The sequence below is a fragment of the Streptomyces aurantiacus genome (assembly GCF_027107535.1).
Taxonomy (GTDB): Bacteria; Actinomycetota; Actinomycetes; order Streptomycetales; family Streptomycetaceae; genus Streptomyces.
Genome location: NZ_CP114283.1, coordinates 7,561,797 through 7,587,313 on the forward strand (window position 1 = coordinate 7,561,797; position 25,517 = coordinate 7,587,313).

12 protein-coding genes, 1 tRNA gene and 3 rRNA genes are annotated in these 25,517 nt (G+C 66.1%); 3 read left to right on the forward strand and 13 right to left on the reverse strand.

The genetic code is table 11. The annotated features are described in order from the left end of the window. Positions 1-285 precede the first annotated feature (285 nt). Entirely contained in the window at positions 286-5,772 is a 5,487-nt protein-coding gene (locus O1Q96_RS35400; RefSeq protein ID WP_269252040.1) for a HAMP domain-containing protein, read from the reverse strand. Positions 5,773-6,089: 317 nt separating this feature from the next. Between O1Q96_RS35400 and O1Q96_RS35405 the strand changes: the two genes are divergently transcribed. After that, on the forward strand, positions 6,090-8,837 hold the full coding sequence (locus O1Q96_RS35405) for a SpoIIE family protein phosphatase (RefSeq protein WP_269253859.1): 2,748 nt from the start codon (positions 6,090-6,092) through the stop codon (positions 8,835-8,837). Between the two features lie 73 nt (positions 8,838-8,910). Here O1Q96_RS35405 and O1Q96_RS35410 read toward each other — a convergent pair. The 8 genes from O1Q96_RS35410 to thyX form a co-directional block, all read right to left on the reverse strand. After that, positions 8,911-8,983, reverse strand: a tRNA-Thr gene (locus O1Q96_RS35410). 82 nt (positions 8,984-9,065) lie between these two features. Continuing rightward, positions 9,066-9,743, reverse strand: coding sequence for a DegT/DnrJ/EryC1/StrS family aminotransferase (locus tag O1Q96_RS35415; protein ID WP_269252041.1), 678 nt, complete (start codon positions 9,741-9,743; stop codon positions 9,066-9,068). A gap of 99 nt (positions 9,744-9,842) precedes the next feature. After that, positions 9,843-9,959, reverse strand: a 5S ribosomal RNA gene (rrf, locus tag O1Q96_RS35420). Between the two features lie 100 nt (positions 9,960-10,059). Then, a 23S ribosomal RNA gene (locus O1Q96_RS35425) occupies positions 10,060-13,182 on the reverse strand. A gap of 312 nt (positions 13,183-13,494) precedes the next feature. Further along, positions 13,495-15,022 (reverse strand): 16S ribosomal RNA (locus O1Q96_RS35430). The 16S, 23S and 5S rRNA genes sit together here, the layout of an rRNA operon. A gap of 518 nt (positions 15,023-15,540) precedes the next feature. Beyond that, entirely contained in the window at positions 15,541-17,226 is a 1,686-nt protein-coding gene (locus O1Q96_RS35435) for a ribonuclease J (RefSeq protein ID WP_217455314.1), read from the reverse strand. A gap of 134 nt (positions 17,227-17,360) precedes the next feature. Then, entirely contained in the window at positions 17,361-18,260 is a 900-nt protein-coding gene (dapA, locus tag O1Q96_RS35440) for a 4-hydroxy-tetrahydrodipicolinate synthase (RefSeq protein WP_269252042.1), read from the reverse strand. A 223-nt stretch (positions 18,261-18,483) separates the two neighbouring features. Further along, positions 18,484-19,224 carry an FAD-dependent thymidylate synthase gene (thyX, locus tag O1Q96_RS35445; protein ID WP_269252043.1) on the reverse strand — a complete coding sequence of 247 codons (741 nt, stop codon included), beginning with the start codon at positions 19,222-19,224 and terminating at the stop codon, positions 18,484-18,486. A 229-nt stretch (positions 19,225-19,453) separates the two neighbouring features. Here thyX and O1Q96_RS35450 point away from each other — a divergent pair, with 229 nt between their 5' ends. Together O1Q96_RS35450 and O1Q96_RS35455 are read left to right on the forward strand one after the other, a co-directional pair. Next, positions 19,454-19,693 carry a hypothetical protein gene (locus O1Q96_RS35450; protein WP_269252044.1) on the forward strand — a complete coding sequence of 80 codons (240 nt, stop codon included), beginning with the start codon at positions 19,454-19,456 and terminating at the stop codon, positions 19,691-19,693. A 125-nt stretch (positions 19,694-19,818) separates the two neighbouring features. After that, the gene (locus O1Q96_RS35455; RefSeq protein WP_269252045.1) at positions 19,819-20,379 is read left to right on the forward strand and encodes a hypothetical protein; all 561 of its coding nucleotides are present in this window, start codon (positions 19,819-19,821) and stop codon (positions 20,377-20,379) included. An 82-nt stretch (positions 20,380-20,461) separates the two neighbouring features. On the opposite strand, the gene O1Q96_RS35460 is transcribed toward O1Q96_RS35455, so the two are convergent. Genes O1Q96_RS35460 through O1Q96_RS35475 form a run of 4 tightly spaced genes read right to left on the reverse strand, consistent with a single transcriptional unit; the run spans position 20,462 to position 25,325 of the window. Beyond that, positions 20,462-20,914 carry a tetratricopeptide repeat protein gene (locus O1Q96_RS35460; RefSeq protein WP_269252046.1) on the reverse strand — a complete coding sequence of 151 codons (453 nt, stop codon included), beginning with the start codon at positions 20,912-20,914 and terminating at the stop codon, positions 20,462-20,464. A gap of 5 nt (positions 20,915-20,919) precedes the next feature. Then, complete coding sequence (dapB, locus tag O1Q96_RS35465; protein WP_269252047.1) at positions 20,920-21,672, reverse strand: 4-hydroxy-tetrahydrodipicolinate reductase; 753 nt, start codon at positions 21,670-21,672, stop codon at positions 20,920-20,922. Positions 21,673-21,726: 54 nt separating this feature from the next. Continuing rightward, positions 21,727-23,106 (reverse strand): M16 family metallopeptidase, encoded by a 1,380-nt coding sequence (locus O1Q96_RS35470; RefSeq protein ID WP_269252048.1) that lies wholly within the window; start codon positions 23,104-23,106, stop codon positions 21,727-21,729. Beyond that, complete coding sequence (locus O1Q96_RS35475; RefSeq protein ID WP_269252049.1) at positions 23,103-25,325, reverse strand: polyribonucleotide nucleotidyltransferase; 2,223 nt, start codon at positions 25,323-25,325, stop codon at positions 23,103-23,105. The genes O1Q96_RS35470 and O1Q96_RS35475 overlap by 4 nt, the downstream gene beginning before the upstream one ends. Between the last annotated feature and the right edge of the window lie 192 nt (positions 25,326-25,517).

A 25,517-nucleotide genomic window follows, 5' to 3' on the forward strand; every position in this document is an offset into this window, starting at 1 on the left:
CCCAGGGGACGACTCCCTTGCGCCGCCCGTCCTTGTGCCGGTCATGGTAGCCGCACCCCGCCTGTCGCCACACCCTGTCACCGCGATGTCACTGTGCACGTAGCAGAAACGCAGTGGGAGACCAGAAGGTTCCCCGAATACCGGGTTTCTACACGGCTCCGGGCACAGTCAGTCAGCAACCCGGCACCCCGGACCGTTGGCCGATCGCCCCGTGCAAGTGACGCTCGCGATCATTTCCCTGCCACTCAATCATCCCCCGCCGCACGATCAAACCCCGCCGCCCGCTCACTGCCCACGCATCCACTGTTCCATCACGGAGAGCAGGTGATCGGGATCGACCGGCTTCGTCACGTAGTCGGAGGCACCCGACTCGAGGGCCTTCTCCCGGTCGCCCTTCATCGCCTTCGCGGTGAGCGCGATGATCGGCAGCCCCGCGAACTGGGGCATCCGGCGGATCGCCGACGTGGTCGCGTATCCATCCATCTCCGGCATCATGATGTCCATCAGGACGACCGTCACATCGTCGTGCTGCTCCAGCACCTCGATGCCCTCGCGGCCGTTCTCGGCGTAGAGCACCGACAGACCGTGCTGCTCCAGAACACTGGTGAGGGCGAACACGTTACGGATGTCGTCGTCGACGATCAGTACCTTCTCGCCCTCGAACCGGAAGACCTCGCGCGACCGTACGGTCACCTCCTCGTCGCCCGTGTCCCAGGCGTCCGGCGCCTGCGTCCGGTGCCCCGGCAGCGCGGGCCGCTGCTCGGCCGCGGGTACCGTCCGGCGACGCCGCCTGAAGAGCGCGGCGGCCCCGTTCTGGGTCTCCTGGTACGACTTGACCTCCGCCGGTGTCTCCACCCGGGCGTCGGCCTCGTCACCCGAGCCCGCCGGCAGCGCTCCGCTCTCCATGGACGGGGAGAGCTGCGGGTAGCCCTGCGGCGGCAGTTCGCTCGGGTGCAGCGGCAAATACAGCGTGAACGTCGAGCCGCGTCCCGGCTCGCTCTGCGCGTGGATCTCGCCGCCCAGCAGCCGTGCGATCTCCCGTGAGATGGACAGCCCCAGGCCCGTACCGCCGTACTTGCGGCTCGTCGTGCCGTCCGCCTGCTTGAACGCCTCGAAGATCACCCGCATCTTGCTGGCCGCGATGCCGATACCGGTGTCGGTCACGGAGAACGCGATCAGGTCGGCGTCCGCGTCCCGCAGCGAGCCCGCCTCCAGCAGCTGCTCGCGGATGGCCACCGGCACCTCCGCGCCCGCGGGCCGGATGACCAGTTCGACGGCTCCGGAGTCGGTGAACTTCACCGCGTTGGAGAGCAGGTTGCGCAGCACCTGGAGGAGCCGCTGCTCGTCCGTGTGCAGCGTGGCCGGCAGCTCAGGCGACACCCGTACGGAGAAATCGAGCCCCTTCTCCGCCGTCAGCGGGCGGAAAGTGGCCTCTACGTAGTCGACGAGCTGGACCAGGGCGATACGCGTCGGCGACACGTCCATCTTGCCCGCCTCGACCTTCGACAGGTCGAGGATGTCGTTGATCAGCTGGAGGAGGTCGGACCCGGCGCCGTGGATCGTCTCGGCGAACTCGACCTGCTTCGGAGTGAGGTTGGAGTCCGCGTTGTCGGCGAGCAGTTTGGCCAGGATCAGCAGCGAGTTGAGCGGCGTACGCAGCTCGTGCGACATGTTGGCGAGGAACTCGCTCTTGTAACGCATGGAGACCGCGAGCTGCTCGGCGCGCTCCTCCAGGACCTGGCGGGCCTCCTCGATCTCGGTGTTCTTGACCTCGATGTCGCGGTTCTGCTGGGCCAGCAGCTCGGCCTTCTCCTCCAGTTCGGCGTTGGACGCCTGGAGGGCCTTCTGCCGGTTCTCCAGCTCGGCCGACCGCTCCCGGAGCTGCTCGGTGAGCTCCTGCGACTGCTTGAGCAGCACCTCGGTCTTCGTGTTGACCGCGATGGTGTTGACGCTCGTGGCGATCATCTCGGCGATCTGGCTGAGGAAGTCCTTCTGGATGTGCGTGAACGAGTGGAACGACGCCAGTTCGATCACTCCGAGGACGGTCCCCTCGAAGAGCACCGGCAGCACGATGACATGCGCCGGAGGCGCCTCACCGAGCCCGGACGCGATCTTCAGGTACCCCGGCGGCACGTTCTCGACGAGAATCGTGCGCTTCTCCTTGGCAGCCGTCCCGATCAGCGTCTCACCGGGCCGGAACGACGTCGGCATGGAGCCCATCGAGTACCCGTACGACCCGAGCATGCGCAGTTCGTACGAGTCGTCGTGCGCGGCGCCCACGTCCTTGCCGTCGTCCAGCGGCATCGCCATGAAGAACGCGCCGTGCTGTGCGGAGACCACCGGAGTCAGCTCGCCCATGATGAGCGAGGCCACGTCGGCGAGGTCGCGGCGGCCCTGCATCAGACCGGAGATCCGGGCGAGGTTGCCCTTCAGCCAGTCCTGTTCCTTGTTGGCGATGGTGGTGTCGCGGAGGTTCGCGATCATCTTGTTGATGTAGTCCTGCAGTTCCTGGATCTCGCCGGAGGCGTCCACGTCGATCTTCAGGTTGAGGTCACCGCGGGTCACGGCGGTCGCCACGCGGGCGATGGCACGCACCTGCCGGGTCAGGTTCCCGGCCATCTCGTTCACCGACTCGGTGAGGTCGCGCCAGGTGCCGTCGACGTCGCGTACCCGCGCCTGGCCGCCCAACTGGCCCTCCGTGCCCACCTCGCGGGCGACTCGGGTGACCTCCTCCGCGAACGACGACAGCTGGTCGACCATCGTGTTGATGGTCGTCTTCAGCTCCAGGATCTCGCCGCGCGCGTCGATGTCGATCTTCTTGGTCAGATCGCCCTTGGCGATGGCCGTGGTGACCATCGCGATGTTGCGCACCTGTCCGGTCAGGTTGGACGCCATGCCGTTCACGGACTCGGTGAGGTCCTTCCACGTGCCCGCCACTCCGGGTACGCGGGCCTGGCCGCCCAGGATGCCGTCCGTACCCACCTCGCGGGCCACCTTGGTGACCTGGTCGGCGAACGAACTCAGCGTCTTCACCATGGTGTTGAAGGTGTCGGCGAGCTGCGCGACCTCGCCGCGCGCCTCGATCGTCACCGTCCTGGTCAGGTCCCCGTTGGCGACGGCCGCGGCGACCTGGGAGATGTTCCGCACCTGCACGGTCAGGTTGTTGGCCATCAGGTTGACGTTGTCGGTGAGGTCCTTCCAGATGCCCGTGACGCCCGACGCGTGCGCCTGGCCGCCCAGGATGCCCTCGGTGCCCACCTCACGGGCCACCCGCGTCACCTGCTCGGCGAAGGACGACAGCTGGTCGACCATCGTGTTGACGGTGGTGACCAGTTCGAGGATCTCGCCCCGCGCGTCGACGGTGATCTTCTTCGACAGGTCGCCCTTGGCGACGGCGGTCGTGACCTCGGCGATGTTGCGCACCTGGATGGTCAGGTTGTTCGCCATGAAGTTCACGGACTGGGTGAGGTCCTTCCAGGTGCCGGAGACACCCTGCACCTCGGCCTGCCCGCCGAGGATGCCCTCCGTGCCCACCTCACGGGCCACCCGCGTCACCTGCTCGGCGAAGTTCGACAGCTGGTCGACCATCGTGTTGAGGGTGTTCTTCAGCTCCAGGATCTCGCCGCGCGCGTCCACGTCGATCTTCTGCGACAGATCACCCCTGGCCACCGCCGTCGCGACCTGGGCGATATTGCGCACCTGGGCGGTGAGGTTGCCCGCCATGCCGTTCACGGAGTCCGTCAGGTCCCGCCACACACCGGCGACGCCGGGCACCTGCGCCTGCCCGCCGAGACGGCCCTCGGTGCCCACCTCGCGGGCCACCCGCGTCACCTGGTCCGCGAACGCCGAGAGCTGGTCGACCATCGTGTTGATGGTGTTCTTCAGCTCCAGGATCTCGCCGCGCGCGTCCACGTCGATCTTCTGCGACAGGTCGCCCCGGGCCACCGCCGTCGTGACCTGCGCGATCTGCCGTACCTGCGAGGTCAGGTTCCCCGCCATGAAGTTGACGGAGTCGGTCAGTTCCTTCCAGGTGCCCGACACGCCGTCCACGCGGGCCTGACCGCCGAGGCGGCCCTCCGTGCCCACGTCCCGGGCCATCCGGGTCACCTGATCGGCGAAGGACGACAGCTGGTCGACCATCGTGTTCACGGTGTTCTTCAGCTGGAGCATCTCTCCGGAGACGTCGACCGTGACCTTCTGCGACAGATCGCCGTTGGCGACCGCCGTCGTCACCTGCGCGATGTTGCGGACCTGACCCGTCAGGTTCCGGAACGCCGTGTTGACGGAGTCGGTGAGATCCTTCCAGGTACCGGCCACACCCGGCACCTGCGCCTGGCCGCCCAGTTCACCCTCGACACCGACCTCCCGCGCCACGCGCGTGACCTCGACACCGAAGGAGGACAGCTGGTCGACCATCGTGTTGACGGTGTTCTTGAGCTCCAGCATCTCGCCGGCGACCTCGACGCTGACCTTCTGCGACAGGTCGCCGTTGGCCACCGCCGTCGTCACCGCGGCGATGTCGCGCACCTGGGTGGTGAGATTCCGGAAGACCGTGTTCACCGAATCGGTGAGGTCCTTCCACGTACCCGCCGCACCCGGCACGTTCGCCTGTCCGCCGAGCCGCCCCTCGCCACCGACCTCGTTGGCGACGCGTGTGACCTCGTCCGCGAACGTCCGCAGCGTCTCGGTCATCTGGTTGATCGTCTCGGCGAGCTGCGCGACCTCACCACGCGCGGACACCGTCACCTTCTGCGACAGGTCACCATTGGCGACCGCCGTCGTGACCTGGGCGATGCCGCGCACCTGCGCGGTCAGATTGCCGGCCATGAGGTTCACCGAATCGGTGAGGTCCTTCCACACACCCGCCACACCGGGCACCTGGGCCTGCCCGCCGAGCTCGCCCTCGGTACCCACCTCGCGGGCGACTCGCGTCACCTCGGAGGAGAAGGAGGACAACTGATCCACCATCGTGTTGACGGTGTTCTTCAGCTCCAGCATCTCGCCGGCCACGTGAACCGTGACCTTCCGGGACAGATCACCCTTGGCGACCGCCGTCGTCACCAGCGCGATGTCCCGCACCTGGGCCGTCAGCCGGTACGCCATCGTGTTGACGGAGTCCGTGAGGTCCTTCCACGAACCGGACATCCCCCGCACGCGGGCCTGACCGCCGAGCTTGCCCTCGGTGCCGACCTCGCTGGCCACCCGCGTGACCTCGTCGGTGAACGTGGACAGCTGGTCGACCAGGTTGTTGACCGTGCGCCCGACCTTGAGGAACTCACCACGCAGCGGATGCCCGTTCCCGTCCGCGGCCTGCGCCCGCAGTTCCATACGCGGCGACAGGTCGCCCTCCGCCACCGCGGACAGCACCCGGCCGACCTCGGAGACGGGCCGTACGAGGTCGTCGACGAGCGCGTTGGACGCGTCGATCGCCGCGGCCCAGGAGCCCTCACAGGCGCCCGTCTCCAGCCGCTCAGTGAGCTTCCCCTCACGTCCGACCATGCGCCGCACCCGCGACAGCTCACCCGTCAGCTGCAGGTTCCGGTCGGCCACCTCGTTGAACACCGCCGCGATCTCGGACATCACGTCGTCGCCGGAGACCGTGAGCCGCTTGCGGAAGTTGCCGTCCCGCATCGACACCAGGGCCGCCAGCAGCCTGTTCATGGCCGCCGTGTCCACCGCCGTGGTGCCATTGCGTGGTTTGCGCTGGTTACTCAGGGACTGTCCGCCTTTCGCGCGCGTCTTAGTGCCCCGCGTCGCTGCGCCAGACTCCACTGTGTCCCTCCCGCAAGGGTCGACCATTACTGCTCGGCGTACTCGGGTACTACTGCTCCGCGAACCGGCAGGCACTCGGCCTGCCCGAACCTTCCCTTCAAGCTTGCCCAGTGTTTCACCATGGTTGAACCAGGCCATAACAGTTCGGCAGCTTCGCACACGGTCCGCACACCCGCGGGACGTAAACACTGGCGACCGGCATCCGCATGGACCGCGAAGGTAAGTAACCTTGCATGCGGCTGTCCAGCCACGCCGGTCCTTCCGGCCTGGGCGGTGGCACGAGCACGAGCGGGCAGGCATCGGAGGGGCACCGCACCATGACCACCGGACTGCATCCCGGGGGACCACCCCAGGATCCCCGGCCGACCGGGAACGAGCTCCTGCCCCGGCAGGAGCGAGTCGGCCACGGAGCACTGCCCGCCGACGACCGGACAAGGAGTTCTGTGATCACCGCGCGCGCGGCCGCCAGCTTCGACCCTGTCGGGCGGTCCGTCGCGACCGCTCGTTCCTTCGTCCGTGACACCCTCCAGGGATGGGGCTTCGCCGACATCGTCGACGACGCCGTGGTCCTCACCAGCGAGCTGGTCACCAACGCCGTGGTGCACGCCGGCACGGCAGCGGACGTTCTGTGCCTGCGCAGCGACGACGGCGTACGGATCGAGGTGGCGGACCGCTACCCGGAACGTGAGATTCCACTCCAGGCGAGCACGCTGAGCATGGGCAACCCCGACCGCGAGGGCGGTCGCGGTCTCCAGCTCTGTGCCGCCCTCGCCGACCGCTGGGGGGTCGAGTACACGCCCACCCGGAAACAGGTCTGGTTCCTGCTGGACCTTCCCGAGCGCGCGGTGGGGACCCGCACCGCGGGCCCCTCCCTCCCCTCCCATCTGCTCCCGCTCGCCGACGGCCGGGTACGCGTGGCGGTCGTCCAGATCGACCGCACGGGCGCGATCAACGCCTGGAACGAGGACGCGGAGGAGCTCTTCGGGTACGCGGCGGAGCAGGTCATCGGCAAGCCGCTGACCGACCTCGCGGCCTGGCCGCACACGCCCGGCACCAGTACCGGCATCGTCGAGGCCCTCCAGCTCTCCCGCTGGGAGGGCAGCTACGGCCTGCGCGGCGCCTCCGGCCGCGTCACGCCCGTCTACGCCTCGCACCTGCGCGTACGGGACACGGACGGGGAGCCCTCGACGGTCTGTCTCCTGGTGCGTGACCACGAACGGGCGGTTCTGCAGACCCCGTTGCGCGTCTCGGCCACCGACACGACCACCAGCTCCGAGGGCCACGCGTCGGACTCCTTCGAGGTCTTCATCGGCTCACCGGCCCCGGACGACCTCGACGGCCTCCTCCAGCGCACGGTGGAGCGCGCCCGCGACATGCTCGACGCCGACTCCGCCTTCCTGCTCCTGGCGACGGACGACGAAACGGAGCTGGAGGTGCGCGCCTCCACCGGGCTCCCCTCCGCCCGCCAGCGGTTCGCCCGCGTCCCCGTGGAGGCGGGCACCGGCCGCTACGGCTCGGCACGCATGCCGGCCGTCCACGAAGACCTCACGGCCGTCCCCGGCGCCGTCCCGCTCCTCAGCGGCACCGGCATGCGTTCGGTCGTCATGGTCCCCCTCAAGGTCGAGGGCCGGCTCACCGGCTCGCTCGGCGTGGCGGCCGAGTCGCCCGGCCGCTACTCGAACGAGGAGGCCCTGCGTCTCCAGTTCGCCGCCGACCGCATCGCGCTCGCCGTGGAGTCGGCCCGGCTGGGAGAGCTGGAGCGTCTGCGCCGCGGCTCGCTGTCGTTCCTCGTCGAGGCCTCGGACCTCCTCGCGGGCACACTGGACCGCGACCAGACGCTGGCTCTCATGGCCCAGATGACGGTCCCGACGCTGGCCACCTGGTGTGCCGTCTACACGATCGCCGACCAGGCCTCGGACCCCTACCTCTCGTACGTCCTGCACGAGGACGAGGAACGCATCGACGGTCTCAAGGCCCTCCTGTCGAAGATCTCCCCTCCGGACCCGGTGCCCACTCCGGGCGCCCGTGTCTGGGCCGCCCCGGCGGAGGCGGCCCACCAGGCCGCCCTGCGCACCTCGATGCGCAGCCTAGGCCTGGGCGGACAGGCGACGGTGAGTTCCGGGATCGGTACGACACTGGCGACGGCCGGCGCGGTCGGCGGCGAGACGGTCGTTCTTCCCCTGGTGGCCCGCAACCGCGTCATCGGCATGCTGACACTCGGCAAGCCGACGGACGAGCACTTCCGCCAGGAAATCCTGGAGCTGGCCGAGGACTTGAGCCGCCGGGCGGCTCTGGCCCTGGACAACGCCCGCCTGTACTCGGAGCGCACGGCCATCAGCCAGTCCCTCCAGCGCAGCCTCCTGCCCCCGGAGCTCCCCCACATCGAGGGCGTCGAGGTGGAGGTCATCTACCGCGCGGCAGGCGAGGGCAACGAGGTCGGCGGCGACTTCTACGACCTCTTCCCCATCCGCGACGGCGCCTACGGCTTCGCCATCGGAGACGTGTGTGGTACGGGACCGGAGGCGGCCGCGGTCACGGGGCTCGCCCGGCACGCGTTGCGCCTGCTGGCCCGCGAGGGCTTCGGCGGCCCCGCGGTCCTGGAGCGTTTGAATTCCGCGATCCTCGACGAGGGCGCCCGCAGCCGCTTCCTGACGCTCCTGTACGGGGAGTTGTGGCCCCAGGAGGACGGCTCGGCGATCCTGAAGGTGGTCTGCGCCGGTCACCCGCTCCCCCTGCGCCTCCGTCAGGACGGCACCGTTGAACCGGCCGCCGATCCCCAGCCGCTCCTAGGCGTCATGGACGACCTGGAGTTGTACGAGCAGACGGTGACGCTCGACCCGGGAGATGTCCTGCTCTGTGTGACGGACGGCGTCACCGAACGCCGCGAGGGCACTCGCATGCTGGGTGACGACGGACTCACGGACGTCCTCACCACGTGCACGGGTCTGACGGCCGGTGCGGTGGCCGCCCGCATCATGCGCGCGGTGGAGCGCTTCGCGAGCGATGCCCCGTCCGACGACATGGCCATCCTGGCGATGCGCGTACCTGGCCTCCAGAAGGACTGACCCCGAAAAGCGCAACCGACCCCGGGACACACGAAAGGCCCCCGCCCTGTAGGGCGGAGGCCTTTTCTGTCTGAGCCCCCAAACGGAATCGAACCGTTGACCTTCTCCTTACCATGGAGACGCTCTACCGACTGAGCTATAGGGGCCTGTTGCTTTCGAGGTCTCCCTCGCTGCAACGGAATAGATCATACCCCGAACGTCTGCGTGCTCCCAACCGCGTTCGAGCAACTAGAAGGCAGGCTGGAGCAGTCCACCGAGGGCATTGCACGTGGACACGATCCGCTGCATCTCGCGCTTCGTCAACGACGCGTCGACGGGCAGCGTCAGCGTCTCGTCGGCGGCCCGCTCGGTCTCCGGCAGGCAAACGTCCTGCCGGAAGGCAGGCATCCGGTGCACGGGAGTCTTCACAGGCACCCTGCACTCGACGCCCTTGGCCCGCACGGCCCGCGCGAAAGCGTCCCGATCGGGCCGCCCGTTCCCCGGCACCCGTACGACGTACTGCTGGTACGTGTGCCCGGCGCCTCGCTCCGGAGTCCGTACGCCCCTCAACCGCCCGTCGAGAAAGGCCGCGTGTGCCCTGCGCTCCTCGATCTCGGCGTACGACGCCTCGGACTCACCCTGTTCGAGCACCAGGAGCCCACGCCGCTGACCGACCTCCCACAGACGTGTCATGTCAGCGGGTCGCCCGAAGCGGTGCACGGCCACGAGGGCGGCCGTCCGTGGTCCGACGGCGGCGTCCACCTCGACGGCGTCCAGGCAGTATGTGGCCGGGTCGATGTCGGCGAACACCGGCAGCGCGCCGGCCTGGATCACAGCCTCGGCGACCTCGGCGTTTCCGAACGCAGGCACGATGACCTCGTCACCGGCTCCGACACCCGCGGCCCTGAGCATTGCAGCAGTACCCATGCCGCCGATGGTGGTCGCACAACGTGAACTCCAAGTGACGCAAAACAAAAAAGAGCTGGTCCCTGAACCTAAGTTCAGGGACCAGCTCTATCAAAAGTTGTTCGGCGGCGTCCTACTCTCCCACAGGGTCCCCCCTGCAGTACCATCGGCGCTGTAAGGCTTAGCTTCCGGGTTCGGAATGTAACCGGGCGTTTCCCTCACGCTATGACCACCGAAACACTATGAAACACTCAAACTGCGGCACCATACCCCGTGGCCAAACAAGGGTATGGGATTGTTCGTGGTTTCAGAACCAACACAGTGGACGCGAGCAACTGAGGACAAGCCCTCGGCCTATTAGTACCAGTCAGCTTCACCCCTTACAGGGCTTCCACATCTGGCCTATCAACCCAGTCGTCTACTGGGAGCCTTAACCAATCTAGTTGGTGGGAATACTCATCTCGAAGCAGGCTTCCCGCTTAGATGCTTTCAGCGGTTATCCCTCCCGAACGTAGCCAACCAGCCATGCCCTTGGCAGGACAACTGGCACACCAGAGGTTCGTCCGTCCCGGTCCTCTCGTACTAGGGACAGCCCTTCTCAATATTCCTACGCGCACAGCGGATAGGGACCGAACTGTCTCACGACGTTCTAAACCCAGCTCGCGTACCGCTTTAATGGGCGAACAGCCCAACCCTTGGGACCGACTCCAGCCCCAGGATGCGACGAGCCGACATCGAGGTGCCAAACCATCCCGTCGATATGGACTCTTGGGGAAGATCAGCCTGTTATCCCCGGGGTACCTTTTATCCGTTGAGCGACGGCGCTTCCACAAGCCACCGCCGGATCACTAGTCCCGACTTTCGTCCCTGCTCGACCCGTCGGTCTCACAGTCAAGCTCCCTTGTGCACTTACACTCAACACCTGATTGCCAACCAGGCTGAGGGAACCTTTGGGCGCCTCCGTTACTCTTTAGGAGGCAACCGCCCCAGTTAAACTACCCATCAGACACTGTCCCTGATCCGGATCACGGACCCAGGTTAGACATCCAGCACGACCAGACTGGTATTTCAACGACGACTCCACCATGGCTGGCGCCATGACTTCAAAGTCTCCCAGCTATCCTACACAAGCCGAACCGAACACCAATATCAAACTGTAGTAAAGGTCCCGGGGTCTTTCCGTCCTGCTGCGCGAAACGAGCATCTTTACTCGTAGTGCAATTTCACCGGGCCTATGGTTGAGACAGTCGAGAAGTCGTTACGCCATTCGTGCAGGTCGGAACTTACCCGACAAGGAATTTCGCTACCTTAGGATGGTTATAGTTACCACCGCCGTTTACTGGCGCTTAAGTTCTCAGCTTCGCCAAACCGAAGTTTGACTAACCGGTCCCCTTAACGTTCCAGCACCGGGCAGGCGTCAGTCCGTATACATCGCCTTACGGCTTCGCACGGACCTGTGTTTTTAGTAAACAGTCGCTTCTCGCTGGTCTCTGCGGCCACCCCCAGCTCAAGCAGCAAGTGCTATCACCAGTGATGGCCCCCCTTCTCCCGAAGTTACGGGGGCATTTTGCCGAGTTCCTTAACCATAGTTCACCCGAACGCCTCGGTATTCTCTACCTGACCACCTGAGTCGGTTTAGGGTACGGGCCGCCATGAAACTCGCTAGAGGCTTTTCTCGACAGCATAGGATCATCCACTTCACCACAATCGGCTCGGCATCAGGTCTCAGACTATTGCCAGGCGGATTTACCTACCTGACGTCCTACACCCTTACCCCGGGACAACCACCGCCCGGGATGGACTACCTTCCTGCGTCACCCCATCACTCACCTACTGCAGGTCTGGTCCGTCGGCTCCACCACTTTCCTTTCCCCGAAGGGTCCGGAACGGCTTCACGGACTTAGCATCGCCTGGTTCAATGTTTGACGCTTCACAGCGGGTACCGGAATATCAACCGGTTATCCATCGACTACGCCTGTCGGCCTCGCCTTAGGTCCCGACTTACCCTGGGCAGATCAGCTTGACCCAGGAACCCTTAGTCAATCGGCGCACACGTTTCTCACGTGTGTATCGCTACTCATGCCTGCATTCTCACTCGTGAACCGTCCACCACTGCCTTCCGGCGCGGCTTCACCCGGCACACGACGCTCCCCTACCCATCCCAGCGGGCGTTGGCCCTATATGCTGAAATGACACGACTTCGGCGGTACGCTTGAGCCCCGCTACATTGTCGGCGCGGAATCACTAGACCAGTGAGCTATTACGCACTCTTTCAAGGGTGGCTGCTTCTAAGCCAACCTCCTGGTTGTCTGTGCGACTCCACATCCTTTCCCACTTAGCGTACGCTTAGGGGCCTTAGTCGATGCTCTGGGCTGTTTCCCTCTCGACCATGGAGCTTATCCCCCACAGTCTCACTGCCGCGCTCTCACTTACCGGCATTCGGAGTTTGGCTAAGGTCAGTAACCCGGTAGGGCCCATCGCCTATCCAGTGCTCTACCTCCGGCAAGAAACACACGACGCTGCACCTAAATGCATTTCGGGGAGAACCAGCTATCACGGAGTTTGATTGGCCTTTCACCCCTAACCACAGGTCATCCCCCAGGTTTTCAACCCTGGTGGGTTCGGTCCTCCACGACCTCTTACAGCCGCTTCAACCTGCCCATGGCTAGATCACTCCGCTTCGGGTCTTGAGCGCGCTACTGAATCGCCCTATTCGGACTCGCTTTCGCTACGGCTTCCCCACACGGGTTAACCTCGCAACACACCGCAAACTCGCAGGCTCATTCTTCAAAAGGCACGCAGTCACGACCCACAGAGTAAACTCTGTGAGCGACGCTCCCACGGCTTGTAGGCACACGGTTTCAGGTACTATTTCACTCCGCTCCCGCGGTACTTTTCACCATTCCCTCACGGTACTATCCGCTATCGGTCACCAGGGAATATTTAGGCTTAGCGGGTGGTCCCGCCAGATTCACACGGGATTTCTCGGGCCCCGTGCTACTTGGGTGTCTCTCAAACGAGCCGTTGATGTTTCGACTACGGGGGTCTTACCCTCTACGCCGGACCTTTCGCATGTCCTTCGCCTACACCAACGGTTTCTGACTCGTCTCACAGCCGGCAGACTGTGAAAGAGAGATCCCACAACCCCGCATGCGCAACCCCTGCCGGGTCTCACACACATACGGTTTGGCCTCATCCGGTTTCGCTCGCCACTACTCCCGGAATCACGGTTGTTTTCTCTTCCTGCGGGTACTGAGATGTTTCACTTCCCCGCGTTCCCTCCACACACCCTATGTGTTCAGATGTGGGTGACAGCCCATGACGACTGCCGGGTTTCCCCATTCGGAAACCCCCGGATCAAAGCCTGGTTGACGGCTCCCCGGGGACTATCGTGGCCTCCCACGTCCTTCATCGGTTCCTGGTACCAAGGCATCCACCGTGCGCCCTTAAAAACTTGGCCACAGATGCTCGCGTCCACTGTGCAGTTCTCAAACAACGACCAACCACCCATCACCCCGCCTTCACAGGCGAGTGCACTGGGGCCGGCACTGAAGGCAGCCATACGGCCATACCCTCAGACACCCAACAGCGTGCCCGGCACCCTCGCCGCTTCCCTCATTCTTTCCACGCCCCGAAGGACAGTACTGGAAGGAGAAGACGACCAAGAGTGCCGAATAATCAACGTTCCACCCATGAGCAACCACCGTCGAACGTGTGCCGACGTAATGGCCCTGGACCACCAAGCAAGCTTGGCGGCCTAGATGCTCCTTAGAAAGGAGGTGATCCAGCCGCACCTTCCGGTACGGCTACCTTGTTACGACTTCGTCCCAATCGCCAGTCCCACCTTCGACAGCTCCCTCCCCACAAGGGGGTTGGGCCACCGGCTTCGGGTGTTACCGACTTTCGTGACGTGACGGGCGGTGTGTACAAGGCCCGGGAACGTATTCACCGCAGCAATGCTGATCTGCGATTACTAGCAACTCCGACTTCATGGGGTCGAGTTGCAGACCCCAATCCGAACTGAGACAGGCTTTTTGAGATTCGCTCCACCTTGCGGTATCGCAGCTCATTGTACCTGCCATTGTAGCACGTGTGCAGCCCAAGACATAAGGGGCATGATGACTTGACGTCGTCCCCACCTTCCTCCGAGTTGACCCCGGCAGTCTCCTGTGAGTCCCCATCACCCCGAAGGGCATGCTGGCAACACAGAACAAGGGTTGCGCTCGTTGCGGGACTTAACCCAACATCTCACGACACGAGCTGACGACAGCCATGCACCACCTGTCACCCGACCACAAGGGGGGCACCATCTCTGATGCTTTCCGGGCGATGTCAAGCCTTGGTAAGGTTCTTCGCGTTGCGTCGAATTAAGCCACATGCTCCGCTGCTTGTGCGGGCCCCCGTCAATTCCTTTGAGTTTTAGCCTTGCGGCCGTACTCCCCAGGCGGGGAACTTAATGCGTTAGCTGCGGCACCGACGACGTGGAATGTCGCCAACACCTAGTTCCCACCGTTTACGGCGTGGACTACCAGGGTATCTAATCCTGTTCGCTCCCCACGCTTTCGCTCCTCAGCGTCAGTAATGGCCCAGAGATCCGCCTTCGCCACCGGTGTTCCTCCTGATATCTGCGCATTTCACCGCTACACCAGGAATTCCGATCTCCCCTACCACACTCTAGTCTGCCCGTATCGAATGCAGACCCGGGGTTAAGCCCCGGGCTTTCACATCCGACGCGACAGACCGCCTACGAGCTCTTTACGCCCAATAATTCCGGACAACGCTTGCGCCCTACGTATTACCGCGGCTGCTGGCACGTAGTTAGCCGGCGCTTCTTCTGCAGGTACCGTCACTTTCGCTTCTTCCCTGCTGAAAGAGGTTTACAACCCGAAGGCCGTCATCCCTCACGCGGCGTCGCTGCATCAGGCTTTCGCCCATTGTGCAATATTCCCCACTGCTGCCTCCCGTAGGAGTCTGGGCCGTGTCTCAGTCCCAGTGTGGCCGGTCGCCCTCTCAGGCCGGCTACCCGTCGTCGCCTTGGTGAGCCACTACCTCACCAACAAGCTGATAGGCCGCGGGCTCATCCTTCACCGCCGGAGCTTTCAACCCCCACCCATGCGAGTGGAAGTATCATCCGGTATTAGACCCCGTTTCCAGGGCTTGTCCCAGAGTGAAGGGCAGATTGCCCACGTGTTACTCACCCGTTCGCCACTAATCCCCACCGAAGTGGTTCATCGTTCGACTTGCATGTGTTAAGCACGCCGCCAGCGTTCGTCCTGAGCCAGGATCAAACTCTCCGTGAATGTATTCCCGTAATCGGGAGAACACCACGAGAGCGGAACAGTCAACCGGAATAAGGAAGACTGTTCACAGCGTCCTCGCTGATGCGCCTACCGGAACAATGCCCGGCAGGACTTTTTCAAAGGAACCTCCACCCACCACAAAGTGATGGACGGGGTATCAACATATCTGGCGTTGATTTTTGGCACGCTGTTGAGTTCTCAAGGAACGGACGCTTCCTTCGTACTCACCCTCTCGGGCTTTCCTCCGGGCGCTTCCCTTCGGTCTTGCGTTTCCGACTCTATCAGACCGTTTCCCGATCCGATTTCCTCGGTGCTTTCCAGGTTTCCGCTTTCGCGTTTCCCTTTCCGGCGATTCCGACTTTATCAGAAGTTCTGAGTCGGAATTCCCGCCCCCGCGGGGTGGTCCTGACACGCAGTTGTGTCGGGTTCCCGTTCAGGCGGAGCCGTAAACCTACTGGAGCGGAGCGCTCCGATGCAAATCGGGGTGCTCCGCTCCGGGGTGACGCGTGCGAGGCGCCTCAGACCTCGACGACGACAGGCAGGATCATCGGCCGTCGGCGGTAGGTGTCCGAGACCCATTTGCCCAGCGTGCGGCGGATGAGCTGCTGCATCTGGTGGGGTTCGACGACGCCGTCCTGGGCCGACCTCTCCAGAACCTCGGTGATCTTCGGGAGGACGCCGACGAACGCGGAGTCGTCGATGCCCGAGCCGCGGGCCTGGATGTGCGGCCCACCGGTGATCTTGCCCGTGCTGGTGTCCAGCACCACGAAGACCGAGATGATGCCCTCGTCACCGAGGATCTTGCGGTCCTTGAGCGTGGGCTCGCCGACATCGCCGACCGAGAGGCCATCGACGTACACGTACCCGGCCTGGACCTTGCCGGAGATTCTGGCCTTGCCACCGATGAGGTCGACCACCACGCCGTCCTCGGCGATGACGATCCGGTCGTGCGGGACGCCGGTGAGGGCGCCCAGCTCGGCGTTGGCGCGCAGGTGGCGCCATTCACCGTGGACGGGCATCAGGTTGCGCGGCTTGCAGATGTTGTAGAAGTACAGGAGCTCGCCGGCCGAGGCATGGCCCGAGACGTGCACCTTGGCGTTGCCCTTGTGGACGACGTTGGCGCCCCAGCGGGTCAGGCCGTTGATGACGCGGTAGACCGCGTTCTCGTTGCCGGGGATGAGGGACGACGCCAGGATCACGGTGTCGCCCTGGACGATGCGGATCTGGTGGTCCCTGTTCGCCATCCTCGACAGAGCCGCCATCGGCTCGCCCTGGGAACCGGTGCAGACGAGGACGACCTGGTGATCCGGAAGATCGTCCAGTGTCTTGACGTCCACCACCAGGCCCGGCGGGACCTTCAGATAGCCGAGGTCTCGTGCGATGCCCATGTTGCGGACCATCGAGCGGCCGACGAAGGCGACCCGGCGGCCGTACTCGTGGGCGGCGTCGAGGATCTGCTGGATGCGGTGCACATGGCTGGCGAAGCTCGCCACGATGATGCGCTTGCTGGCGTTCCCGAAGACCTGCCGCAGCACGTTCGAGATGTCGCGCTCGGGCGGGACGAAGCCCGGGACCTCCGCGTTCGTGGAGTCCGAGAGGAGGAGGTCGATGCCCTCCTCGCTCAGACGCGCGAAGGCGTGCAGGTCCGTGAGGCGGCCGTCCAGCGGAAGCTGGTCCATCTTGAAGTCGCCGGTGTGGACCACCATGCCCGCCGGAGTGCGGATGGCGACCGCGAGGGCGTCCGGGATGGAGTGATTGACCGCCACGAACTCGCAGTCGAAGGGGCCGATGCGCTCGCGGTGGCCCTCCGCGACCTCGAGGGTGTACGGGCGGATGCGGTGCTCCTGGAGCTTCGCCTCGATGAGGGCGAGGGTCAGCTTGGAGCCGATGAGCGGGATGTCCGGCTTCTCGCGGAGGAGGAAGGGGACACCACCGATGTGGTCCTCGTGGCCGTGCGTGAGGACGATGCCCTCGATGTCGTCGAGGCGATCCCTGACGGAGCTGAAGTCCGGCAGGATCAGATCGATTCCGGGCTGCTCCTCCTCCGGGAAGAGCACGCCGCAGTCGACGATCAGGAGACGGCCGTCGTACTCGAAGACCGTCATGTTTCGGCCGATTTCGCCGAGACCGCCGAGCGGGGTGACCCTGAGGCCCCCTTGGGGGAGCTTCGGCGGCGGAGCGAGTTCAGGATGCGGATGACTCAAAAGACTCTCCTCACCACACGCGCCACGTACCTGGCAGGGCACGTGGCGCGCATGACGTTCGTGCAGTAGCAGTTGTCTGGTGAAGCAGGCGCTCGGCCTGCGTGGTCGTACGTATTCAGTTGTGAAGTCTGTGGTTAGAGCTGTACCCCGCCGGCGGCAAGATCGATCTTGAGCTGGGCGGTCTCCTCGGGAGACAGGCCCACCATGGGCAGACGCAGCGGTCCGGCGGGCAGCCCCTGGAGGGCGAGCGCGGCCTTGCTCGTCATGACGCCCTGGGTCCGGAACATGCCGGTGAAGACGGGGAGCAGCTTCTGGTGGATCTCGGTGGCCTTCTGGACGTCGCCGCTCACGAACGCGTCGATCATCGCCCGGAGCTCGGGGGTCACGACGTGACCGACCACGGACACGAAGCCGACCGCGCCCACGGAGAGCAGCGGAAGGTTCAGCATGTCGTCGCCCGAGTACCAGGCGAGGTCGGAGCCGGCGATGGCCCAGCTGGCGCGACCGAGGTCACCCTTGGCGTCCTTGTTGGCGACGATACGCGGGTGCTCGGCCAGACGCACCAGCGTTTCCGTGTTGATCGGTACGCCGCTGCGGCCGGGGATGTCGTAGAGCATCACCGGCAGGCCGGTGGAGTCGGCGATCGTCGTGAAGTGCTGGTACAGGCCCTCCTGCGGGGGCTTGTTGTAGTACGGCGTCACGGTGAGCAGGCCGTGCGCGCCCGCCTTTTCGGCGGCTCGGGCCAGCTCGATGCTGTGACGCGTGTCGTTCGTGCCGACGCCCGCGACGACGTGGGCGCGATCGCCGACGGCCTCCAGGACGGCTCGTACGAGATCCGCTTTCTCCGCATTGCTGGTGGTCGGGGACTCGCCGGTGGTGCCGTTGACGATCAGGCCGTCGTTGCCTGCGTCCACCAGGTGGGTGGCGAGCCGCTGAGCGCCTTCGAGGTCGAGTGCGCCGTCCGCCGCGAAGGGCGTGACCATTGCGGTGAGGACCCGCCCGAAGGGGGTCTGCGGAGTGGAGGTCGGAGCCATGGGTAACACGCTACTCGCTGCTCAACGTGCGGTCTGCCCTCGGGGGAGGCGACAAGTCCTGACAAAGGTGGAGCCCGGCACTGCCTGCTCGGGGGTTCAAGCAGTGCCGGGTCCGTTTGATCAGGCTAGATGAACTTCTCGAAATGCCGCAATACGGACACTTCGCTCGGTCGGCCCGTACAGATGTGCCCGAGGGAGCGGCCGATCGGGTGGTCGGGGTGCGCTACGGCGCGACGCGCCCCTGGGCGTTGAAGGCCGCGTACGTGAGGGGCATGAGCCGGGCCCACTCCGCTTCCATCTTCTCGCCGACCATCTCGATCTCCCGCTGCGGGAAGGACGGGACCTTGGCGAGCTCGTGCTGTGTGCGCAGGCCTAGGAAGTGCATGAGCGAGCGGGCGTTGCACGTCGCGTACATCGAGGAGAACAGGCCCACCGGGAGGACCGCACGGGCCACTTCGCGGGCGACGCCGGCGGCGAGCATCTCCTGGTACGCCTCGTACGCGTGACGGTACGAGTCCTCCATGACGCGGCCCGTGAGCTCCTGCTGGGCCTGCGTGCCCTCGACGAAGACGTACTTGCCGGGGCGGCCCTCCTGGACCAGCTTGCGGGACTCGTCCGGGACGTAGAAGACCGGCTGGAGCTCCCTGTACCTGCCCGATTCCTCGTTGTACGACCAGCCCACGCGGTGCCGCATGAACTCGCGGAAGACGAAGATCGGGGCGCTGACGAGGAACGTCATCGAGTTGTGCTCGAAGGGGCTGCCGTGCCGGTCCCGCATCAGGTAGTTGATCAGGCCCTTGGAGCGCTCCGGGTCCTTCTGCAGCTCGCCCAGGGACTGCTCCCCGGCGGTCGAGACGCGGGCGGCGAACAGCACGTCGGAGTCGGAGGCGGTGTGCTTGACCAGCTCCACGGTGACGTCACTGCGAAAACGGGGCTTGAGGTCGTCGGCGGGGGTGTCGGTCACGGCTTGCGGGGTCCTTCCCATCACTGGCTCGGGCGGCGACCACTCTACGGCCCGGCACTGACAACGGGGCGTTCGGTGCCGTGCCGCGACATTCTTTGCCGAACTTCTGCGAAGTCGGTGAAACAGGGCACCGTTTGGGGCACTCGATCGTCTGTATCGGTGACAGCGATTCGTTCGATTCGCCTGTTCCGTCAGGTCCCTTCGAGTCTCCAGAGGAGAAGCACGCTTTATGTTCCGTCGGCGCGAGCCCGTTCCGTTCGCCTTCATCGCCGAAGCCGACAAGTTCCGCAGCAACGTCACTCCCCCACCGCGTCAGCGCCCCTCCGCCGGAGAGCTGGCCGGCCGATGGCTCGTCGGCCTCACCGTGGTCGCGGGCCTCGCGGGGTCACTGCTCGTCGGATCGCCCGCCCTTTCGGCCGACGTCTTGCCCGCGCACACGCAGCAGTCCGACGCGTCCCAGCGCCGTTGACCGTTCTCCGCCGGTCGGATGGCCTGTGGCGTACCCCTACGGACCCCCGCGGGTGGTGAGCGGAGATCCGGCTAGGTAGCCTCACCGGGCATAGTCCATGCGTGGATTGAGTGTGAGGACCAGCCGTGCCCCTGCCCTTTCTGACCGCCGACCGCGCCTTCGACGACGCGGGCGAGGATCTCGCGCTGCCGTTCGACGACCGCGACCAGTGGCGGCGTCCCTACCGGCCCGGTCCGTGGCGGGTCGGCGCGGCCGCGCTTCTGCTGCTGCTCGCGTCGTACGTGCTGTTCGCGGCGGTCATCACCGCGGCGGCCGGTAACTCGTCGGGGGGCGCGGTGTGCCTGGGTGTCGCGGCGGTGCTCATCGCGTGTGCCCTGCGCCTGCTGCGTATGGGTGCGTGGGTGAGCGCGGCCGGACTTCGCCGGGTCCGGTTCCTCACCACACGTACGGTGCCGTGGGCGCAGGTCCGGGTGGTGCGGACCGTGCAGCAGCCGGTGCGGTGGCTCGGGCTGCCTCGGACGGTGCAGGGGCAGGCGCTCGTCCTCGTCCGCGGCGACCGTTCCGGTGACGAGCCGACGCCTCTGCTGACCACGCACAACGCGGACTTCCTGGGACGCCCCGAGGCCTTCGACCGGGCCGCGGACGGCATAGAGGTGTGGGCGGACGAGTACCGGCAGCACGCCTGAGTCGTCGTACGGCGAAGGGGCCCCTCCACATCACAGGAGGGGCCCCTTCGCCATACCGCTGTCGAGATCGAGGCATCGCCGCTCAGGTCCGTGCGGGTCTTCCGTCGTGGAGGGCGATGGCGTGCTGCATCGCCTTGCGGGCCCGCGGGGTGTCACGGGCGTCGTGGTAGGCGATCGCGAGCCGGAACCAGCTGCGCCAGTCGTCGGGTGAGTCCTCCGTCTCGGCCTTGCGCCGGGCGAAGACCTCGTCGGCCGAGTCGCGGTCGATGCGGCCGCCCGGCGAGCGCTTCAACTCGTCGACGGGCAGCCCGCCTTCGGCGTCGAGCTCGGCGGCGAGCCGGTTGGCCCGCTGCACGAACCGGGTGTTCTTCCAGAGAAACCAGACGCCGATCACCGGCAGGATGAGGACGGCCACCCCGAAGGTGACCGTGATCAGCGTGCCGTTCTGTATCAGCATCACCCCGCGGCTGCCGACCAGGACGAAGTAGACGACCAGGACGGCGGCCGTGACGGCGTACGTGATCTTCGCAGTCATGGCGGTTACTTCAGATCCAGGAAGTGTTCCAGGCCGAAGGTGAGGCCCGGGGTGTCCACGACGCGGCGTACGCCGAGCAGGATGCCCGGCATGAAGCTGCTGTGGTGGAGGGAGTCGTGGCGGATCGTGAGGGTCTCGCCCTCGCCGCCGAGCAGGACCTCCTGGTGGGCCAGCAGGCCGCGCAGGCGGACCGCGTGCACCGGGACACCGTCGACGTCCGCGCCCCGGGCGCCGTCCAGGCCCGTGGCGGTGGCGTCGGGCTGCGGGGCACTGCCCGCCTGCTGCCGGGCGGCTGCGATGAGCTGGGCGGTGCGGGTGGCGGTACCGCTGGGGGCGTCCACCTTGTTCGGGTGGTGCAGCTCGATGACCTCGACGGACTCGAAGTACGGCGCGGCCACCTCCGCGAACTTCATGGTGAGGACGGCGCCGATGGAGAAGTTCGGGGCGATGAGGACACCCGTCCGCGGCGACGCGGCCAACGCCGTGTTCAGCTGTGCGAGGCGCTCGTCGGTCCAGCCCGTCGTACCGACCACGGCGTGGATGCCGTGGCGTACGCAGAAGTCGAGGTTGTCCATGACCGAGGCGGGCGTGGTCAGTTCGACGACGACCTGGGCGCCGGCCTCGGCCAGGGTTTCGAGTTCGTCGCCGCGGCCGAGGGCGGCCACCAGCTCCAGGTCCTCGGCGGCCTCGACCGCCCGCACCGCCTCTGATCCGATACGGCCCTTGGCACCGAGGACCGCCACGCGCAGCTTGCTCATGTTCTTGATTCCTTAGTCGGGGACTCGCTCCGCCGTGGGCCGGCCCACGGCGGACTACGCGACCGCTTCGTGCAGACGGGACGCCTGCTTGTCCTTGAGCGGCCCGATGACCGACAGCGAGGGCCGCTTCCCCAGGACATCGCGGGCCACGTCCCGTACGTCGTCCGGGGTGACCGACGCGATGCGGGTCAGCATGTCGTCGACGGACATCTGCTCGCCCCAGCACAGTTCGCTCTTGCCGATACGGTTCATCAGCGCGCCGGTGTCCTCCAGGCCGAGGACCGTGGAGCCGCGGAGCTGGCCGATGGCGCGGCCGATCTCCTCGTCGGACAGGCCGTGTTCGGCGACCTGGTCCAGTTCGTCGCGGCAGATCTTCAGCACGTCGTGGACCTGACTGGGACGGCAGCCCGCGTATACGCCGAAGAGGCCGCAGTCGGCGAAGCCCGAGGTGTACGAGTACACGCTGTAGGCCAGACCGCGCTTCTCCCGGACCTCCTGGAAGAGGCGGGAGGACATGCCGCCGCCCAGCGCGGTGTTCAGGACGCCCAGGGCCCACCGGCGCTCGTCGGTGCGGGCCAGGCCCGGCATGCCGAGGACGACGTGGGCCTGCTCGGTCTTGCGGCCGAGGAGCTCGACCCGTCCGGCGGTGCGCAGGGCGCGGGAGCCGTCACGCGGGGCGATCGGGGTGGCGGCCTGCTGCTTGAGGGCGCCCGCCTTCTCGAAGGCGGCGCGGACCTGGCGTACGACCTTGTTGTGGTCGACGTTGCCCGCCGCGGCGACCACGAGGTGCGTCGGGTCGTAGTGCTTCTTGTAGAAGCGGCGGATGCGGTCCGCGGTGAGGGCGTTGACCGTGTCGACCGTGCCGAGGACCGGGCGGCCGAGCGGGGTGTCGCCGAGCATCGTGTGCGCGAACAGGTCGTGCACGCAGTCGCCCGGGTCGTCCTCGGTCATCGCGATCTCTTCGAGGATCGCCCCGCGCTCGACGTTCACGTCTTCTTCGAGGATGAGCGAGCCCGTGAGCATGTCGCAGACGACGTCGATGGCGAGCGGCAGGTCCGAGTCGAGCACCCGTGCGTAGTAGCAGGTGTACTCCTTCGCCGTGAACGCGTTCATCTCGCCGCCGACCGCGTCGATCGCGGAGGAGATGTCCATGGCGCTGCGCCTGCGCGTGCCCTTGAAGAGGAGGTGTTCCAGGTAGTGCGTGGCGCCGTTCAGAGCCGGCGTCTCGTCGCGCGAGCCGACGTGCGCCCAGATGCCGAAGGTGGCGGAGCGCACGGAGGGCAGGGTCTCGGTGACGACGCGCAGGCCTCCGGGGAGGGTGGTCTTGCGGACCGTACCGATGCCGTTCTCGCCCTTGATCAGGGTTTGGGTACGGGCAACGGCCCGCGCCTCCGAAGAGGTGCGGGCCGTCGCCGTGGAGCTGCTCGACGTCACTTGTCGGTGTCGTCCTTCTTCTCGTCGTCGCTGTCGCCTTCGCCCTCGATCACAGGGATGAGGGAGAGCTTGCCGCGGGAGTCGATCTCGGCGATCTCGACCTGGACCTTGGAGCCCACGGCCACGACGTCCTCGACGTTCTCCACGCGCTTGCCGCCGGCGAGCTTGCGGATCTGCGAGATGTGCAGCAGACCGTCCTTGCCCGGGAGCAGCGACACGAACGCGCCGAAGGTCGTCGTCTTCACGACGGTGCCCAGGTAGCGCTCGCCGACCTCCGGCATGGTCGGGTTGGCGATCGAGTTGATCGTGGCGCGCGCGGCCTCGGCCTGCGAGCCCTGCTGGGCACCGATGTAGATGGTGCCGTCGTCCTCGATCGTGATGTCGGCGCCGGTGTCCTCCTGGATCTGGTTGATCATCTTGCCCTTCGGGCCGATGACCTCACCGATCTTGTCCACGGGGATCTTGACCGTGATGATCCGCGGGGCGTTCGGGGACATCTCGTCCGGCGTGTCGATCGCTTCCATCATCACGTCGAGGATGTGGAGGCGGGCGTCGCGGGCCTGCTTGAGGGCCGCGGCCAGGACGGAGGCCGGAATGCCGTCCAGCTTGGTGTCGAGCTGGAGGGCGGTCACGAACTCCTTGGTGCCGGCGACCTTGAAGTCCATGTCGCCGAAGGCGTCCTCCGCACCGAGGATGTCGGTGAGGGCGACGTAGTGCGTCTCGCCGTTGATCTCCTGGGAGATCAGACCCATGGCGATACCGGCGACGGGGGCCTTCAGCGGCACACCGGCGTTCAGCAGCGACATGGTGGAGGCGCAGACCGAGCCCATGGACGTCGAGCCGTTGGAGCCGAGGGCCTCGGACACCTGACGGATCGCGTACGGGAAGTCCTCACGCGAGGGCAGGACCGGGACGATCGCGCGCTCGGCGAGCGCTCCGTGGCCGATCTCGCGGCGCTTCGGGGAGCCGACGCGGCCGGTCTCGCCCACGGAGTAGGGCGGGAAGTTGTAGTTGTGCATGAAGCGCTTGCGGGTCACCGGGGAAAGGGTGTCCAGCTGCTGCTCCATCCGGAGCATGTTCAGGGTGGTGACGCCCAGGATCTGGGTCTCGCCACGCTCGAACAGCGCCGAGCCGTGCACGCGCGGGATGGCCTCGACCTCGGCGGCGAGCGTACGGATGTCCGTGACGCCGCGGCCGTCGATGCGGACCTTGTCCTTGATGACGCGCTCACGGACCAGGGACTTGGTCAGCGAGCGGTACGCGGCGGAGATCTCCTTCTCGCGGCCCTCGAACTGCGGGAGCAGCTTCTCGGCGGCGATCTCCTTGACGCGGTCCAGCTCGGCCTCGCGGTCCTGCTTGCCGGCGATGGTGAGCGCCTGGGAGAGCTCGCTCTTGACCGCGGCGGTCAGGGCCTCCAGGACGTCGTCCTGGTGGTCGAGGAAGACGGGGAACTCGCCGGTCGGCTTGGCGGCCTTCGCGGCGAGGTCGGCCTGGGCCTTGCAGAGCACCTTGATGAAGGGCTTCGCGGCGTCCAGACCGGCGGCGACGATCTCCTCGGTCGGCGCCTCGGCGCCGCCCGCGACCAGCGCGATGGTCTTCTCGGTGGCCTCGGCCTCGACCATCATGATCGCGACGTCGCCGTCCTCCAGGACGCGACCGGCGACGACCATGTCGAAGACGGCGTCCTCGAGCTCGGTGTGCGTCGGGAACGCGACCCACTGGCCGTTGATCAGCGCGACGCGGACGCCGCCGATCGGGCCGGAGAAGGGCAGGCCGGCCAGCTGCGTCGACGCGGACGCGGCGTTGATCGCCACGACGTCGTACAGGTGGTCGGGGTTGAGCGCCATGATCGTGGCGACGACCTGGATCTCGTTGCGCAGGCCCTTCTTGAAGGACGGGCGCAGCGGGCGGTCGATCAGGCGGCAGGTGAGGATCGCGTCCTCGGAGGGCCGGCCCTCACGACGGAAGAAGGAACCGGGGATCTTCCCGGCCGCGTACATACGCTCCTCGACGTCCACCGTGAGGGGGAAGAAGTCGAGATTCTCCTTGGGCTTCTTGGAGGCGGTGGTGGCCGACAGCACCATGGTGTCGTCGTCCAGGTACGCCACGGCGGAGCCGGCGGCCTGCTTGGCCAGGCGGCCCGTCTCGAAGCGGATGGTGCGGGTGCCGAAGGATCCGTTGTCGATAACGGCCTCGGCGTAGTGGGTCTCGTTCTCCACTAGCGTTTTCTCCGATACTTTTCGTCTTTCGTCCCGGCCTGCCCGTGTGGCAGGGGGACGCTTCTGCGGAGAAGCGCGCCTTCTGGTGCGGGCCGGTCTTCGATCGAAGCACCCGGGTCGCATCGCCCGGGGGCCACTACCGAGGACCGGCGACGGCGAGGTGCGCTTTTCCTCGTGTTCGTGCGGTGTGGC

What these genes read in the sequence shown, in the direction of transcription:
- O1Q96_RS35460 (WP_269252046.1), bottom strand. Translation starts at nt 20,914, where the DNA reads ATGACTGCGAAGATCACGTACGCCGTCACGGCCGCCGTCCTGGTCGTC.
- O1Q96_RS35415 (WP_269252041.1), bottom strand. Translation starts at nt 9,743, where the DNA reads ATGGGTACTGCTGCAATGCTCAGGGCCGCGGGTGTCGGAGCCGGTGAC.
- dapA (WP_269252042.1), bottom strand. Translation starts at nt 18,260, where the DNA reads ATGGCTCCGACCTCCACTCCGCAGACCCCCTTCGGGCGGGTCCTCACC.
- O1Q96_RS35405 (WP_269253859.1), top strand. Translation starts at nt 6,090, where the DNA reads ATGACCACCGGACTGCATCCCGGGGGACCACCCCAGGATCCCCGGCCG.
- dapB (WP_269252047.1), bottom strand. Translation starts at nt 21,672, where the DNA reads ATGAGCAAGCTGCGCGTGGCGGTCCTCGGTGCCAAGGGCCGTATCGGA.
- O1Q96_RS35450 (WP_269252044.1), top strand. Translation starts at nt 19,454, where the DNA reads ATGTTCCGTCGGCGCGAGCCCGTTCCGTTCGCCTTCATCGCCGAAGCC.